The sequence below is a fragment of the Geothrix sp. genome (assembly GCF_049292215.1).
Classification (GTDB): Bacteria; Acidobacteriota; Holophagae; order Holophagales; family Holophagaceae; genus Geothrix.
Genome location: NZ_JBATQW010000044.1, coordinates 1 through 16,595, shown reverse-complemented (window position 1 = coordinate 16,595; position 16,595 = coordinate 1). Strand labels below are relative to the sequence as shown.

At 65.6% G+C, this 16,595-nt stretch carries 11 protein-coding genes; 1 reads left to right on the top strand and 10 read right to left on the bottom strand.

Annotation, left to right across the window (positions count from 1 at the left end; all coding sequences use genetic code 11):
• The first annotated feature begins 121 nt into the window (after positions 1-121).
• Positions 122-3,292: a TonB-dependent receptor gene (locus WAS25_RS07320; RefSeq protein WP_422310863.1), complete on the top strand. Its 3,171-nt coding sequence runs from the start codon at positions 122-124 to the stop codon at positions 3,290-3,292.
• A gap of 63 nt (positions 3,293-3,355) precedes the next feature.
• Here WAS25_RS07320 and WAS25_RS07315 read toward each other — a convergent pair whose 3' ends face one another.
• The 10 genes from WAS25_RS07315 to WAS25_RS07270 form a co-directional block, all read right to left on the bottom strand.
• The gene (locus WAS25_RS07315) at positions 3,356-3,913 is read right to left on the bottom strand and encodes a cob(I)yrinic acid a,c-diamide adenosyltransferase (RefSeq protein WP_422310862.1); all 558 of its coding nucleotides are present in this window, start codon (positions 3,911-3,913) and stop codon (positions 3,356-3,358) included.
• Positions 3,914-3,938: 25 nt separating this feature from the next.
• The gene (gene pyrE, locus WAS25_RS07310) at positions 3,939-4,580 is read right to left on the bottom strand and encodes an orotate phosphoribosyltransferase (RefSeq protein ID WP_422310861.1); all 642 of its coding nucleotides are present in this window, start codon (positions 4,578-4,580) and stop codon (positions 3,939-3,941) included.
• Positions 4,580-5,527: a PLP-dependent cysteine synthase family protein gene (locus WAS25_RS07305; protein ID WP_422310860.1), complete on the bottom strand. Its 948-nt coding sequence runs from the start codon at positions 5,525-5,527 to the stop codon at positions 4,580-4,582. Before WAS25_RS07305 ends, pyrE begins: the two co-directional genes overlap by 1 nt.
• Before the next feature lie 91 nt (positions 5,528-5,618).
• Positions 5,619-7,595 (bottom strand): hypothetical protein, encoded by a 1,977-nt coding sequence (locus WAS25_RS07300; RefSeq protein WP_422310859.1) that lies wholly within the window; start codon positions 7,593-7,595, stop codon positions 5,619-5,621.
• Between the two features lie 195 nt (positions 7,596-7,790).
• Positions 7,791-10,217, bottom strand: a complete 2,427-nt coding sequence (gene leuS / locus WAS25_RS07295; protein WP_422310858.1) for a leucine--tRNA ligase — start codon at positions 10,215-10,217, stop codon at positions 7,791-7,793.
• Positions 10,218-11,052: 835 nt separating this feature from the next.
• Positions 11,053-12,006 (bottom strand): hypothetical protein, encoded by a 954-nt coding sequence (locus tag WAS25_RS07290; protein WP_422310857.1) that lies wholly within the window; start codon positions 12,004-12,006, stop codon positions 11,053-11,055.
• A gap of 128 nt (positions 12,007-12,134) precedes the next feature.
• Positions 12,135-12,575, bottom strand: coding sequence for a hypothetical protein (locus WAS25_RS07285; protein WP_422310856.1), 441 nt, complete (start codon positions 12,573-12,575; stop codon positions 12,135-12,137).
• 71 nt (positions 12,576-12,646) lie between these two features.
• Entirely contained in the window at positions 12,647-13,579 is a 933-nt protein-coding gene (locus WAS25_RS07280; RefSeq protein WP_422310855.1) for a DJ-1/PfpI family protein, read from the bottom strand.
• A 106-nt stretch (positions 13,580-13,685) separates the two neighbouring features.
• Positions 13,686-16,091, bottom strand: a complete 2,406-nt coding sequence (locus WAS25_RS07275; RefSeq protein ID WP_422310854.1) for a TonB-dependent receptor domain-containing protein — start codon at positions 16,089-16,091, stop codon at positions 13,686-13,688.
• Between the two features lie 153 nt (positions 16,092-16,244).
• Positions 16,245-16,595, bottom strand: a 351-nt coding sequence (locus WAS25_RS07270; RefSeq protein WP_422310853.1) for a response regulator transcription factor, incomplete at its 5' end; no start/stop codon positions are given.

The following is a 16,595-nucleotide window of genomic DNA, read 5'->3' as shown; positions in this document are numbered from 1 at the left end:
TTGGTCGTCCTCGTGACTTTTCCCCGGGCATTGATGCTCCGGGGCATGGTGCGTTTGGATTGATCAAACTTCATCACGCCTTTTTCGCGGCCCCCCCGCCGCTCACTCCAAAGGAGTCCCTATGAATCGAATCTTCACGCGGCTCGGCTTTACGGCCGCAGCCCTCGTCGCCGGGAGCGGCATCGTCGCTCACGCGCAGACGGCCACCAGTGGCGCCGTGTCGGGCACCGTGTCCGACAAGAACGGCGCGCCCCTGGCGGGTGCCACGGTGCGGCTGAGCTCCGCTCAGACCTCGCGCACCTTCCTCACGGGCTCGGACGGCTCCTTCCGCCTCGGCCTGCTGAACCCGGGCGCCTGGACCGTGGAAGTCACCAAGGCCGGCTTCCAGAAGATCACCCAGACCCTCAGTGTGCTGGTGAACCAGACCCAGCCCGTGACCTTCAAGATGGCCTCCGAGGCCGCCACGGTCGTCGAAGTGCTGGGCACCACCACCACGGTGGACACCACCACCACCCAGACCGGCCTCACCACCACCATGGACAACCTCTCCGCGATCCCCAAGGGCCGCGACATGAGCTCCGTGGCCTTCCTGGCCCCTGGCGTCGTGGCCTCTGGCTTCGGTAACGATCCCTCCATCGGCGGCGGCTCCGGCGCTGAGAACTCCTACATCGTGGACGGCCTGTCCACCACCAACACCAGCCGCGGCTTCCAGGGCACCCAGCTCGTCACGGAATTCATCGACCAGGTTGAAGTACAGACGGGCGGCTTCAAGCCCGAGTTCAGCGCCCTGGGCGGCGTGTTCAACGCCGTCACCAAGTCCGGCTCCAACGAGCTGAAAGGCTCCACCTGGCTCACCTGGGACGCCGTCGGCATCCAGGCCGTGCCCAAGAAGACCCTCTACGCCAAGCAGGGCAACCCCAGCAGCCGCTATGACATCGGCGCCGAGCTCGGCGGCCCCATCATCAAGGACAAGCTGTTCTTCTTCGTGGGTGTGGACTCCAGCCTCACCGAGTCGCCTTCCGCCCTGCCCAACAACACCGGGAACGTGGACGGCAACCGCAAGCTCAACGCCCTACAGGCCCTGACCAAGATCAACTGGATGATCACCCAGGACCACCAGCTGACCTTCTCGGCCAACCTCAACACCACCAAGGACGACTTCCCGTCCCGCTACCCCACCACGGGCAACGGCAACATCGGCTACAACGACAAGTACACCAATACGAACTTCGGCCTGAACTACGACTGGACCATCAGCCCCAGCCTGTTCCTCAGCGCCAAGCTGGGCCGCGCCGAGTTCAAGGACGAGTTCAGCCCCTCGGACCCCAACAACATCGCGGTGACGGACAACGTCTTCTATACGGTTGGCCCCGGCTCCAACCCGTCCGACCCCCGCTACAACCCTGATCTCGCGGGCTTCGCCTACCGCTCCGGCGGCGCTGGCTACTACGCCGGCCTGGACAAGGTCACCACCACCCAGGCCCGGGCCGACCTCAGCTGGTTCCTCGGCGACCACAACATGAAGTTCGGCGTCAGCCAGACCACCTCGGACTATCTCGAAAAGGCCGCCACCTCCGGCGGTGAGCGCATCACCATCCGCAGCGCAGTCGTCGTCGATCCAATTACGGGATTGGAGCAGACCGTATTCAACGGCATCGACCAGCAGTTCCTGAGCACCAACGCAACCGTGCAGGCCGTCTTCCAGGCCTTCTACGCCCAGGACACCTGGGACATCGGCAAGGGCGTCAAGCTCATGTTCGGCTTTCGGTACGAGGTGCAGGACCAGAAGGACCTGAACGGCAAGTCCTTCCTGAAGTTCAGCAACTTCAAGGACTACGTCCAGCCCCGCCTGGGCTTCACCTGGGACGTGAACCAGGATGGCAAGACCAAGGTCTCCGGCAGCTACGCCAAGTACTTCGAGCAGATCCCCCAGCGCATGGCCATCCGCGTCTACGCGAACGAGATCTACCTCCGCAAGCGTTACAGTTCCGCCCGGTCCACCTACAACCCAGCCACCGGCGCCTATGCCATCACCAACCCCACACCCAGCAGCATCACAGACTTCGCCACGCCCTTCAGCTTCGATCCCGTGGCCGAAGGCACCAAGCTGCCCGAGCGCAACGAGTACACCCTGGGCATCGACCACACCTTCGCCAGCGGCTGGACCGCGGGCGTCCACGCCAAGTACCGCGTGCTGAAGAACCCCATGGAAGACATGGTCTTCACCGATGGCTACGGCAACCCCTATGATGAAGGCCCGGCCATCGCCTTCACGGGCGCAGGCGTTCCCCAGTACGGGGCCGGCGCTGCCGTCATCGGCAACCCCGGCGCCTTCCAGCAGTGGCGTCCGAACCCCAAGAGCATGACCCTGCTCCTGCTCGGCGCGGGCCCGAGCGGTATCAGCTACTTTGGTTTCCCCTACCCCTACAACAACTGGGGCCTGAACATGCTGGATACCTACAATCCGGCCACGGGCCTCTTCACGGTCCACAACTCTGGCTATGAGCAGGCCGGCAACAAGTTCTCCAGCGTGGACTTCACTCTGGACAAGAAGACCGACCGTCAGGTCTTCAGCTTCAGCTACACCTGGAGCCGCCTCGAAGGCAACTACGAGGGCATCGTCTCCAGCTCCAATGGCCAGGCCGACGGCAACATCACCGCCAGCTTCGACTACAACACCTATGTGGGCTATGGCCTGCTACCCCTGGACCGCACCCATGTGGTCAAGCTCTTCGCCAGCCACCGCTTCGACTTCTTCGGCGGCGACCTGAGCTTGGGCTTGGCCTACACCTACCAGAGCGGCACCCCCAAGAGCCTCTTCGACGACGGCTCCACCAGCAACGGCCATGCCCCCGGGTATGACACCTCCAACCTCTACTACACCAACCCCGACAACCTCAGCGGCGATCCCGTGGTCATGAACGATCCTAACAACCCGGCCAACTGGACCGGCAGCGGCGTGGGCTCGGGCAGCTACATCGGACCCACCAGCCCCTACCGCGATGTGGGCGGCTACGGCAACGCCACCCCCGCCAACGGGCAGATGGGCCAGTACGGTCGCCACGCGGCCAACAGCAACGTCGACCTGCACCTCGACTGGGCCTACAAGCTCGGCAAGAAGTTCAAGCTGATCCCCAGCGTCGACATCTTCAACCTGTTCAACACTCGCTACGAGACGGGCAGCTTCCAGCAGGCCACCGACCAGAGCGCCAATCCCTCCGCGCTCTTCGGTCAGTCCAACGGCTGGCAGGTCGGCCGTCGCTACCGGTTCGGCGTGAAGTTCCAGTTCTGATCGAAACCCACGACCGCCAGACAAACGGGCCCCTCGGGGCCCGTTTTCATGTCAGGAAACCACTCAGCCCTTCGGCACCCACTGGATGTCGGCCACGCCCGCCACGGCGTTCTCGGCCCGGGCCAGGGCGAAGAGCCAGTCGCTGAGGCGGTTCAGGTAGGTCTGCACCACGGGGTTCATGGGCTCCTCGTGGGTAAGGGCCACCACCTCGCGCTCGGCCCGGCGGCAGACGGTGCGGGCCAGGTGGGTGTGGGCCGAGGCCGCCGTGCCCCCGGGCAGCACGAAGGCTGTCATGGGCGGCGCCAGGGCCGTGAGGCGGTCGATGTCCGCCTCCATGTCGGCCAGCTCCCAGGTGGGGCGGCTCATGCGGGCGCCCAGCAGCTCCTGGCGGGCCGCCGGCGTGGCCAGGATGGCCCCCAGCACGAACAGGTCGTGCTGGACCCGAAGTAGGGTGGCCTCGTCCGCGCAGGCGGGCGTGGCGTGCAGGCGCACCAGACCCATGATGGCGTTCAACTCGTCGAGGGTGCCGTAGGCCACCAGGCGCAGGTGGGACTTGCTCACCCGGTCCCCCCCGAAGAGCCCAGAGGAGCCGTCGTCACCGGTGCGCGTGTAGAGCTTCATGGTCGGACCTCATTCTTCTCGGCGCCTAGGCCCCGCCATGGGCGCGGCTCCAGGCCACGGTATCGGAGCGCCAGGCCTTCAGCGCGGCGGATCCGGCGATGTCGAGGATTCCCCTGACCTCCGCCTCGGCGGAGAGCACCTCGAAGGAGCTGAGCTCCTCGTGGGCGATCCCCGCGGCCTGGAAGGCTTGGAGGGCCTGAGGCAGGCCATAGCTGAATAGCGCCAGCACCGCGGGCACCTCGGCACCCTCGGCCCGGAGCGCGTCAGCGCACTTGAGGCTGGACATGCCCGTGGAGATCAGATCCTCGATGAGCACCACCCGGTGGCCCTTGGCCAGGGGCCCCTCCACCTGGCGGCCCATGCCATGGTTCTTGGGCGTCGGCCGCACATAGGCCAGGGGCAGGCGCAGGCGGTCCGCCACCATGGCGGACCAGGGCACCCCCGCCGTGGCCGCCCCGGCGATGAGCGTGGGGTTCAGCGCCTTGGAGGCCACTACCAGCGAGGCCACGATCTGGTCGCGGACCTCCGGGTAGCCCATCAGCTGCCGGTTGTCGCAGTAGATCGGCGACTTCAGCCCGCTGGCCCAGGTGAAGGGCTCCAGGGGCTGCAACCGCACCGCCCCCACCTCCAGGAGACAGCCGGCGAAATCACGGGGGGAGAGGCTCATCACAACTCCAGGTCGGCCACGGGCTGCTTGGACATGTAGCGCTCGGCGCCATCGGGGAAGATGGTAACCACGCGGGCGCCAGCAGGAAGGGACTTCGCCAGCTCCCGCGCCGCCCAGGCATTGGCGCCGCTGGAGGCGCCCACCAGGCAGCCCTCGGTGGCGATTAGCTCCCGGGCGGTGGCGATGCTGTCAGCATCGGCCACATCCACGATCTGGTCCGCGAGGGAAAGGTCCAGGCTGTCGGGAATGAAGCTGTTGCCCATTCCCTCCACCACCCACTCCTTCAGGGGCGCGCCGCAGTAGATCGAGCCCACGGGCTGCACCACCACGGCCTGGATGGCCGGGTTCTTCTCCTTCAGGTAGCGGGCGATGCCCGTGAAGGTGCCGCCACTGCCGGCGCCCAGCACCACCGCGTCCACGCGGCCTTCCATCTGCTCCCAGATCTCCGGGCCGGTGGTGGCGTAGTGGCTGTCGGGGTTGCTGGGGTTGGCGAACTGCTGGGGCACGAAGGCGTGGGGGATGCTGGCGGCCAGTTCGGCGCACCTCTCGATGGCGCCCTTCATGCCCAATTCCTTGGGGATGAGTACCAGCTCGGCCCCCAGGGCCTTCATGAGCATCATCTTTTCGCGGCTGTACTTCGTGGGCACGCAGAGGATGCAGCGATAGCCCAGGGCCTTTGCGGCGATGGCCAGGCCCACGCCCGTGTTGCCGGCCGTGGGCTCGATGATGGTGCTGACGCCTGGCTGGATCTGACCCAGGGCCTCGGCGGCCCGGATCATGCCCACCCCGATGCGGTCCTTCACGCTGCCTCCGGGGTTCAGGTACTCGAGCTTCGAGAAGATCTGGAAGTCCGGCGCGAAGCGCGTGAGGCGCAGCAGGGGCGTGTGGCCCACCAGATCCAGGACGGAGTCGACGACGGGAGGCAGCGATTTGAAGGCGACAGGCATGGGATCTCCGAACCCATGATTCTACTGCCTCCGCTCACTCTCTCCCACCCTGGGCCTGTCCACCACAACGACCCGGCCTTTCTGGCGACACTTACTCTCCAAATGGCGCGGTCCAGCGTAGGACTGCGAATCCATCGGTAATGACCAGGTCTCCCTCGGGTGTGATCACCATGTCGGTGGGGTTAGTGAAGCTGACCTGTGAAACCCCCAACCGCACCCCCGTACGATCCGGAGCACCCCCCAGGGTTGACAACGTACCGTCAGCGGCCAGGGTCCGGATGGCCCTGTTGCCGAGGTCGCAGATCAGGATGCGACCCGAGGGATGCATGGCGACCGTCCGAGGATCCCGCAATCTGCCAAGCCCGTAAGCTCCATCCGTGAACCCCGGAGATTGGTCCACACCGGCCAGCCGGGTGGAGCTCCCTGTCTGGGAAAGGCTCCAGACGGCATGGGAGGAGGGATCAGCAGCCAGAAGCCTGCCCGCAGGATCCACACTGAGTCCTGCGATGGACCGGAGGCCCGCGGACGCATCCGCCACAATGGACAGTTGACCGGTGGAGGAGAGCTTGCGCACCCGGGCCTGGGCATACATGCCAGTTCCCTCGCCGAAGAAGATGGTTCCCCCGGCATCCTTGCAGAGGCCCGTGATCCCCCCAGTGGTGGTACCCGTTAGGAAGGTCGAGAGCTCCGCAGTCTGAGTCACGGCGCTGATCGAGTTGCCGTTGGAAAAGAGCACACGGCCATCGCTAAGAGGCAGCAGATGCGTTTCGTCACCAGGGCCAGTGAAGTAACCCCAGCCAGCCTGCTTGCGGATGGTTGAAACGATTCCACCCGGCATCACCTTTCGGATCACGCCGGCAAATGCGCCACTGACACCCTGGTCCGCGACGTAGATCTCTCCTGAACTTCCCAGGGCAACACTCCTTGGATAGGCGAATCGGGCGTCAGCACCCACCCCATCTTCCATAAACACCCCACCCGCAGACCAGCCAGCGAGGGAAGTCGGTGTGCCTCCTGGAGCAAGCGTTGCCAACTCACCTCCATAATTCCAGAGGCCCAGGACGAGCCGGTCTCCCATCCAGGCGATGCTTTCTGGGAACGCGCCGCCCAGGAAATGGCCCTGATTCCAGGCGGTCACCGTGTGGACCAGACCGGCGGCATCCCGGTACAGGAGCCCCAGCCGTGCAGTGGACAGGTAGATCCCCCCACTGGGATCCACCGCCAGCGAGCGGATGTCCGAGATGTATCCACTCTGTGCGTCCGTCGGATCGAAGGCCAGGCTGATGGCGGTCCTGGTTCCAGTGGCATCCACGGACCACAGGGTTCCCCCAAAGGTTTCGAGCACCAGCAGGTTACCGTCTGGCAGGGTGACCAGATCCCCGGGATAGATGAAGCCGGTCGCAAACTGCGTCACCAGGCCGGCGGGGGAGATGCGGAAGATCTTCCCGTTGAAATACCCGGACACGTAGAGATTCCCGGAAGCATCCAGGGCGGGGTTGTATTGGAATGAGCCGTATCCGGGACTACTAAAAGCTGCAACCGTGCTGACCGTGCCCTCAGGGGTGACCTTCCGGATTTTCTCATTCCCGATATCCACCACGAAGATGCTTCCGTCAGGCGCCACGGTCAGACCGGCGATCTGGCCGAACCGCGCGGAGGCGCCGGGACCATCCACATACCCGGCCTCGATGACATTGCCCGCAATCGTGGCCACCACTCCGGCAGGCGTCACCCGGCGAAGGCTGTAATACATGGAATCCGCGACCACCACGCTGCCAGTTGGTTCGAACGCCAAGAAACTGGGGTGACCGAATCGGGCCTCTCGACCGGTTCCATCTATGCACCCAGATCCACCCAGATCCCCGGCGATCAGATCAAGCCCCTGGGCGGCGACCATGACGATTTTCGTTTCGGAACGCTTGCCGTCTGTGGCCACCAAGGTGTAGGACTGGCGGAATTTCGGAGTGACCGTCGTGCGCCCCGAACTCCCAGACAGGGTCTGGCCATCCAGGGTCGCGGAGGTGACGGTGGCATCCAGAGCCCAGGAGAGGGTGGTGGACGAACCCATGGGCACCACGGCCTGGGCAGCGGTGAAGGACGAGATCAAGGGCGGTGTGGGGGGCGGAGGCGGAGGCGTCGGAGTACCTCCGCCTCCTCCACCGCAGGCAACCAAGAGAACCAAGGCACACAGCGCCATCGGGAGGCCGCGGCGGCGCAGAATGGAGGTGAAACTCATTGATGACCTCAAGGCAGAATAAAGATTCTACCCTTTCACCACGATACTCACCAGCTTGCCGCCAGGGGGCAGAACGACCTTCACGATCTCCTTGTCCGCGAGGTGGGACTGCGCCTCGGGGCAAGCCAGGGCGGCGGCACGGCGCTGGTCCTCGGTGGCCGAGGCGGGCACGGTGATGCGGCCGCGCACCTTGCCGTTCACCTGCACCACCACGAGCACTTCGTCCGCCTCCAGATACTGGGGGTCCGCTTCGGGCCAGGTGGCCTGCATGCAGAGGCCGGGCTTGCCGAGCTGGCTCCAGAGCTGCTCGGCCAGGTGGGGCGCCACAGGCGACATCAGGCGCACAAAGGCATCCAGGGCATGCTGCAGGACGGCGCCACGGTGGGGCGCATCGGCAGGCAGGTCGGAGAGGGCGTTGGACAGCTCCATGAGCCCCGAGACCACGGTGTTGAACTGATAGCGCCGCTCCAGGTCGTCCGTGAGGCGGGCGAGGGTCTGGTTGAGCTTGATGAGGAGGGCCTTCTCCTCGGCGCTGAGCTGGTCCTTGGCGGGCAGCAGTAGCGAGGTCACCTGATGGTCCTCCACCATGCGGGTGATGCGTTTCAGGAAGCGGCTGGCGCCTTCGATGCCCTCGAAGCCGGTCCAGTCGATCTCCTTCTCGATGGGCGCCGCGAAGATCATGAAGAGGCGCAGCGCATCGGCGCCATACCGCGAGATGACCTCGTCGGGATCCACGATGTTGCCCTTGGACTTGCTCATCTTCGAGCCGTCCTTCAGCACCATGCCCTGGCAGATGAGCTTCTGGAACGGCTCGGGCCCGCTGGCCAGGCCCAGGTCGCGTAGCACCTTGTAGAAGAAGCGGGCGTAGATGAGGTGCATGGTGGCGTGCTCGATGCCGCCCACATACAGATCCACCGGCATCCAGGCGTCGCTCTCGGCCTTGGCGAAGGGCAGCTCCGTGTTCTTGGGATCCAGGTAGCGCAGCCAGTACCAGCTGCTGTCCACGAAGGTGTCCATGGTGTCCGTCTCGCGCCGCGCGGGCTTGCCGCAGCTCGGACACGCACAGTCGAGGAAGGAGCGGGACGTGAGGAGGGGCGAGGGGCCGACCCCCGTGAAGGCCACATCCTCCGGCAAGCGCACGGGCAAGTTCTCGGCCTTTTCGGGGACGACACCGCACGAATCGCAGTGAACGGTCGGGATCGGCGTGCCCCAGTAGCGCTGGCGGCTGAGGCCCCAGTCCTTGAGCTTGTAAGTGGTGGTCTTGGCAGCGCGGTCACCGAGCTTGGCCACCATGGCGGTGACGGCATCCTCGCTCTTCAGGCCCGTGAACTCGCCACTGTTGACGAGGGTGCCGAGGTCCCACTCGCTCTCAGAAGCGATCACCTGCGGGATGGGCAGCCCGTATTTCTTCGCGAATTCGTTGTCCCGCTCATCGTGGGCGGGCACGCCCATGACGGCGCCGGTGCCGTAGTCCATGAGCACGTAGTTGGCGGCGAACAGCGGCACCGGCTCGCCGGTGAAGGGGTGGATCACAGAGAGGGCCGTGCGGTGGCCCAGCTTCTCGTCGCTGGTGAGGCGCTCCTCGCGGCTCAGGGACGCCACCTGATCACAGAAGGCCTTGAGCGCCTGATCGGATGCTGCGGCCTGCTCGATGACCGGATGCTCTGTGCTGAGGGCCATGAAGGTCACGCCAAAGAGCGTGTCGAGGCGCGTGGTGAAGACCTCCACCTGGCCGCCGATCTCGAGGTCGAATTCCAGGCGCGCGCCTTCGGACCTGCCGATCCAGTGGCGCTGCATGGTCTTCACGTTCTCGGGCCAGTCCAGGCCGTCGAGGCAGTCCAGCAGCTCATCGGCATACTTGGTGGTCTTGAAGAAATACTGCTCCAGGGGCTTCTGCGTCACGGGGTGGCCGGTGCGCTCGTCCTTGCCGTCCACCACCTGCTCGTTGGCCAGCACGGTGCCAAGGGCCTCGCACCAGTTGACGGTACGCATGGCGCGGAAGACGTCGCCCGCCTCCCACATCTTGAGGAAGAGCCACTGGTTCCAGCGGTAGTAGTCGTCCTGGAAGCTGGCGATCTCGCGGTCCCAGTCGTAGCTGATGCCCATCTTCTGGATCTGCCCCTTCATCTCCTCGATGTTGGCGCGGGTCCAGATGGCGGGATGGATGCCGTGCTTGATGGCGGCGTTTTCCGCGGGCAGACCGAAGCTGTCCCAGCCCAGGGGGTGCATGACTTCGTAGCCCCGCATGCGCCGGAACCGGGCCGTGACATCGCCCAGGGTGTAGTTGCGCACATGGCCCATGTGGATGCGGCCCGAGGGATAGGGCAGCATCACGAGCATGTAGAAGGCCTTGGAGCCGGGCAGCAGCTCATTGGCCCGCTTGGCGCGGAAGGCGCCGGACTCGAGCCAGCGGCGCTGGATCTCGGGTTCCTGGGTCAGGGGCTGGAAGGGCATGGGCGAACTCCATCGGAACCCTTGATTCTACAAGGAAATCCCGATGGCCTGAACCCTGGAGGGCCACAGATAGGGCAATTTGGGCACCAAGCCTGGAACCACCGATGAACACTGGATGGGCGGGGATCAAGGTCATCGCATGGCTCAAGAACACCCCGATCGCTTTCATGTCTTTATCGGTGTTCATCGGTGTTCATCGGTGGTTCAAACAGCTTTTCAGCCCTTGATTTCAGTGGCTCTGACACTGGAACCATGGGGTCTGGCAGCCTTCGACCGTTTCAGGACTGCAGCCATGCCTCGGCAGAGGAACACACCGGAGGCTTCCAGAGCAAAAGGACTTGGAACCACCGATGAACACCGATGAACACCGATGAAAAGCTGATCAAGAAGGGCGTTCAGGAAGAAGCCATCCGTTCGTTGTAAACCATGGGGCTCAGTGGCTTCGCAAGCTCAGAAGGTCCAGGGCATTTCAGCCGCAAGCCCTGGAACCGCAGTTTGACATCGCTTCACGGGTGACCGGCAAATCGTCCGAACCAAGACATCCTTTTCTTTCTCATGTCTTTATCGGTGTTCATCGGTGTTCATCGGTGGTTAAAAGCTATTCAGCCTCTGACTTCAGTGGTTTCAACACTGAAACAACGGAAGACAGGCTGCCGATGCAGTTTCAGGAAAACAGCCAAAAACCGACGGAGTACCAGACTGGGGCTTTCAAGCGCAAAAGCCTTGGAACCACCGATGAACACCGATGAACACCGATGAAAAGCTGATCAAGAAGGGCACTCGTTATGGAACTGGCCGTTCCTTGTGACCCCGTGTGCTCGGTGGCTGTTCGAAGTCAGAAGGTCCAGTGCATTCCGAGAGAGGCACTCCACCTGGGTTCGATCTGCAGGCCGGTCACCCGTTGGGCCACGGGCAGCTGGGCGAAGGCGTAGACCTGGAACCGGGGGCTGAGGTTGAAGGTCACGCCGGGGCTCAGGTAGACCAGTGTGGCGCCGCTGTTGTCCACGTCGGCATTGATGCCAGATTCCCGGCCCTCGGCCCGCAGGTTCAGCTGCAGGTGCGGCGTGAAGCCCGCATGGCCCGTGTAGCGGATGCCCACGTTGGCGTTCACGCCATCGCCGGGCTTGAAGCCGTCCTTCTCCGCCAGGGGCTTCTGGACCAGCACCTGCCCGAAGACACCCCACTCCGGCGCGAGCTCGCCGAAGCCGTAGACCCCCAGCAGCAGGTCGGTCGTGCCCGAACCCAGCTGCAGCCCGCGGTCCAACGCTTCGCCTGACTGCGCCCCGGCGTTGAAGGTCTGCTTCGTGTCGCCCGTGGGGAGCTTCACGCCAAACTGCACGCCGAAGGCGTGGCTGTCCGAGAAACCCTGGTAGCGGCCCAGCAGGCGCACATCGCCCAGCCCGTTCCCCTGGGAGAACGTGGGATCCGTGTCCCCCTCGGCGATGGTCGAGTGGTAGCGGTTGAACACCGGGATCTGCAGGGACACGCCCCAGGCCGCGTTGGGGCTGTAGTCCAGGGTGGCCGTGAGGTTGCGATTGAGGGTCTTCTCCTGGATCTCCATCTCGTTGGGGAGCTCGAAGCTGTTCCGGTCCACGGACTTCGTGCCCGCCCGCAGCTGATCCTGGTTGAAGTAGTCGTAGCGCAGGTCGAAGCGCCAACCCGGCTTGGCCCCGAGGCCCTGGATGGCCCAGTCCGAGTGCAGCGTGCAGCCGCAGGCTCCGCAGGCTCGGGCGGAGGGGCCCGCGACGAGGAGGAGGGCCGCGGCGGTGAGGATCTTCCATTGATTCATGACGATGCTCCTAATGACGGATTTATCCCATCATGCAGGCATCTGAATCTTTCACCATGCGACAAATTGACGCATGCAGTCGGGGGAGGTGCGAGGCAGTTCCGGGACAGCCGCTCCGATTCCCGGTGCTACTCCGCCTTGTGCAGGGCCATGCCACAGCCGCACTTGCCGGGCTTGGTGGCCACGGTGTTGCAGGTGCAGTTGCCGCCGCAGTTACAGAAGTAGAGGCCGGTGCCCTTGAGCTTCACGCGCTTCACGGCCTTCCCGCAGGAGCACTTGGTCGCATCCTTGACGTCCAGCTTGCAGGTGCAGTCCATGCCACAGACGCAGACCAGGGCCTCATCCTTCTCGACCTTGACCACATGGCCGCCCTGCAGGTCCTTCCCGCAGCCGCACTTGCCGGCCTTGAGTGCGACGGTGGTACAGGCACAGGCGTCGCCACAGGTGCAGACGTAGATGACGTCCTTGCGGGCACCCTTGCCGGGGGTCTTGGCCCCCTGGGCCAGGCCTGCCGGCACCGCGAGGGCGAGCAGGAAGAGAATCAGACGGAGGAAGGCGGAGCGTCGCATGGGGCCTCCTGGGGGCAGCTCCAGCCCAGGCTAGCAGAACGGCAAGCAGCAGGTGGTTCCGCGGCGCTGGCTCACTGGTCCACGAAGCGCTGCGGTGTGGCATCGAAACGCTTCTTGCACCCCGCTGAGCAGAAGTAGTAGGTTCGACCCCGGTACACCTCGTGGAGCGCCTCCTTTTTGTCGACCTCCATCTCGCACAACGGGCAGATGGGATGCTCCTCGGTGGACACGGCCTTGGTCGCGAAGGCGACATTCGAGTCCGGGTCCTTCCAGCCGAGCCCCTGGTATTCGAGGGAGGTGGCCGTCTGCTCCGCCACCTCCCGCCCGTAGTAGCGCTCCACCACGTGCAGGGCCAGGTCGATGCCCGAGGTCAGTCCGCCCGAGGTCGAAACGTTCCCGGCGTCGACGAAGCGCGCGCCACGCTTCACCTTGACGTCTGGGAAATCCGCGGCGAACAGCGCATAGGCCCCGTGGTGCGCGGTGGCCTCCTTCCCGGCGAGCAGGCCCGCCTTGGCCAGCACGAAGGACCCGTTGCACACCGACATGGTGAGGTCCGCCTTCCGTGCAGCCTTCCGAAGCCAGGCCAGCACCGCCGGGCTGGGCTTCCGCCCCTGGGCCGGGACGACGATGACCTTCGGCTGGGGCGCCTTGGCCAACGTGTAGTTCGGAACGATGGTCATGCCGCCGGAGACCTTGAGTGGGGCGGCGGATTCGGCCACCGTGTAGAGCTGGAACGGCGCACTCTCCGCCTCCGGCGGGAACACATACTCGAACACGCCCCAGGGCCCGGCGAAGTCCACCACCTCGGCGCCGGGGGCAAGCAGGAAGGCCACGGGAATGCGGCCCTTGCCGGGGGCGGGGAGCGGGGTCACTGCGGGCCGTTCCCGCCTGCCATGAGCCTGGGCGCCGCTCACTTCCGCGGCGGCCTGGGCCACACCCTGCGCGTGGGCGGCGGGTTCGGTGACCGCCAGGCAGATGACGAGGAGAGGCTTGAGTGGCAGCACGGGGTCTCCTTCGGTGGGGTGAACGTCGGCTGCTGCCTCAGGTGGTCGCGAGCACAGGCAGCCAGGCCAGCACCTCCCGTGAGGGAAGTGCTGGGGTTCTGGTGGCTCAGAAGCTCAGGGTCAGGCCGACATTTACGGAGCGCCCCATGCCGCGCACCACGGCGAGGTGGCCGTTGGTGGCGGGCGAGAGGTAGTTGTAGACGTAGAAATCCATGCCCCCCAGGGGCAGGCCGTACTGCTTGTTGAGCAGGTTGTCGATGCCCACGTCCAGCCGCGCGTGGCTCCAGGTGTAGCGGGCGCGCAGGTTCAGGAGGGAATAGGCTGGCGTCGTGAACTCCTGGCGCACGTTGTCCACCCGGTCTTTGGCAGCCACGGACTGCCATTCGAGGCTGCTGGACCAGCCGCCCAGGCTGTGGTCCAGGACCAGCCTGCCGGTGAGCGGCATGATGTTGTACAGGTTGTGGCCACCCCCGGAATCCTCGCCGCGGACCTGGCTCCCGACCAGGCGAAGGGCCCACTCCCCGCCGGCCTGTCCCAGGCGCTTGCGGGCGGTCAGGTCCACGCCATAGAGCTTCGCATCGCGGTTCACGAAGCGCAGGGCGACCCGCCCCGGAGGCGCCGGGAAGGTGGTGGCCAGGTTCGGCTCGACGTTGATGAAGTCGCGAACCCGGGTGTAGAACGGGGCCACGCGAACCTGCCAGTCCTGACGCGCGGTGTCGTGCCAGTCGGCGGAGGCCCGAACGGTGTGGGCGACCTCCGGCTTGAGGTCGAGGTTGCCCACGTAGGCATTGAGGTCACCGAACCAGGAGATCATGGCGCCGGCCATGCCGGCCTCGTTGGACCAGGCATAGCGCTCGTAGAGGTTGGGCGAGCGGGTCTTCTGGGCCGCGCCGAATTCGTAGGCGCTGGTGGCGTCCGGCTCGTAGCGGGCCACCGCCGTGAGATCCAGGTTGGTGTCGGTGCGCTTGTGGTCCCGGGCATTGAAGGCGTCCGCATCCACCTGGTAGATGGAGCCGTCCGGCGCCATGCCCATCATGTCCATGGTGCTGTAGTAGCCCTGCACAGGGCCAGTGTCCATGGCCACGCGTTCGACCCGGGCGCCCAGCTGGGTGCTCCAGGCCCCGGACCGAGCCTCCCACTCGCCGAAGAAGGCCAGCCGCTCCCGCTTCCCGCCGTTGATGTTCCAGAACGTGTTCGGGCCCATCATCCCATCCATGCCCGCCACGGGCGGCCACCAGTCATCCAGCGTGTAGCGGTGGAACTCGTGGCCGATGCGGAAGACATCCCGCGCAGAGAGCTTAATGTTCGCCTGCACGGAGTAGCCGATGTCGACGCCTTCCGTATCCATGGGCATGACGTAGGGCATGCCGTAGGTCAGGACACCGAGGTTGGCCTTGTCCTCGAGCATGTCCATCTTGTGGCGCACCCGGTGGCGGAACGCGCTGGCCTCGAACTGACCCCACTCGAAGTCGCCCCGATACCGCCCGTTCAGCGTCAGGCTCTTGTTGCTGGTCATGTCCATGTACTGGTTCGGATAGCCCTGGTAGGGGATGTCCTGAGCGCCCACCTCCAGGCTCAGCAGGTGCTGGCCGAACCGCGTGCCCAGGGTCAGCTGGTGGTTCACGGCCTTATATTCGGTGGACCGCACCACCTTGCCATCGCCATCCTTGTAGTCGGCAGATTTCACCGCCGAACCCGCGTAGGCAACGCTCAAGCTGTCGCTGGCGAAACCCGCCCGGGCGTTGGCTCCAGAGACGTTGCCATTGCTGCGGAAGAAGGCGGAGAGGCTGCCGCTGGCCTTCCCGGCGGCACCCGGCTCGGCGAAGGCCGGGTCGGCGGAGCGGAGGACGATGGTGCCGCCGATGCTGTCGCCCCCCACGCTCACCGGCGTGATGCCGGCGAACACGTTGACGCTGGCCACGGCGCCCGGGTCGATGTAGGACAGGGCGGGGTTCATGTGGTTGGGGCAGGAGGAGGTGATGCTGACGCCGTTGACCAGGAGCCGCAACCGGTCATCAGCCAGGCCATCGATCACGGGCAGGCTGGACACCCCGCCCCCCGAGTAGAAGCTGAGGCCGGGGAGGCCATCCAGCAGGCGGGCACTGTCACTGGTCAGCAGGCGCTGGGCCGCCAGGTGCTCGCCCGCGAGCGTCGTGCCATCCAGGAGGGAGGCGGTCTCGGACCGGCCCGTCACCACCACCGTGGCGCCCGCCGGGGCTTGCACCCGGACGGCCCGGTCCCCGGTGAACTCATGGGACAGACCCGTGCCCTTCAGGGCGCTGGCCAGGGCCTCCTTGAGCGTATAACGACCCTGCACGCCGGGGCTCTGGAGCCCCCGGACCGCCTCCCGCGCGTAGACCACCTGCAGGCCCGTCTGCTTGGCCAGGGCGGCCAGGATCTGCCCCACCGGCTGCGGCGGCAGGCTGAAGTCGTAGGTTGGTTCCTGGGCCTGGGCTGCCCCGGCCGCAAGGGCCAAAGCCAGGACAGAACAGTGGATTGGGCGACGGAACATGCTGCCTCCAGTGGGATGAGGTTGGATGGGCGAGGGCTTCTAGAGCCCGCCACCCATTGAATGCTGATTGGGAACCTTTGCCTGTCTTTCCCCACAGCATGCGGCTCCAGGGCTAGCGCGTCCCTGCGTCAAGATGTCGCAGGGGCCCTGCGGCTACTTGCCGGGGCGCCGTCGGAAGGCACGGCGCTGGAGGGTGCGCCGGGACATCCCCAGGCGGCGGGCGGCCTCGGAGAGGTTTCCACCGCTGTCCTCCATGACGCGATGGATCTGCTCCCAGGCCACCTTCGCCAGGGAGCTCGCACCGGCGGGCGTCCCTTTCCGTGTGGCCTCCCCGCCGGGCTGGAGGGCCGCCAGGATGTCATCCACGTCGGCGGGCTTGGTGAGGAAATTCACCGCGCCCAGATGCACCGCCTCCAGCACCGTGGCAATACTGCCGTGGCCCGTGAGCATGACCGCCCGGAGGTCGGGGGCGAGTTCCCGCAGCCGGCGCAGCACCACCAGGCC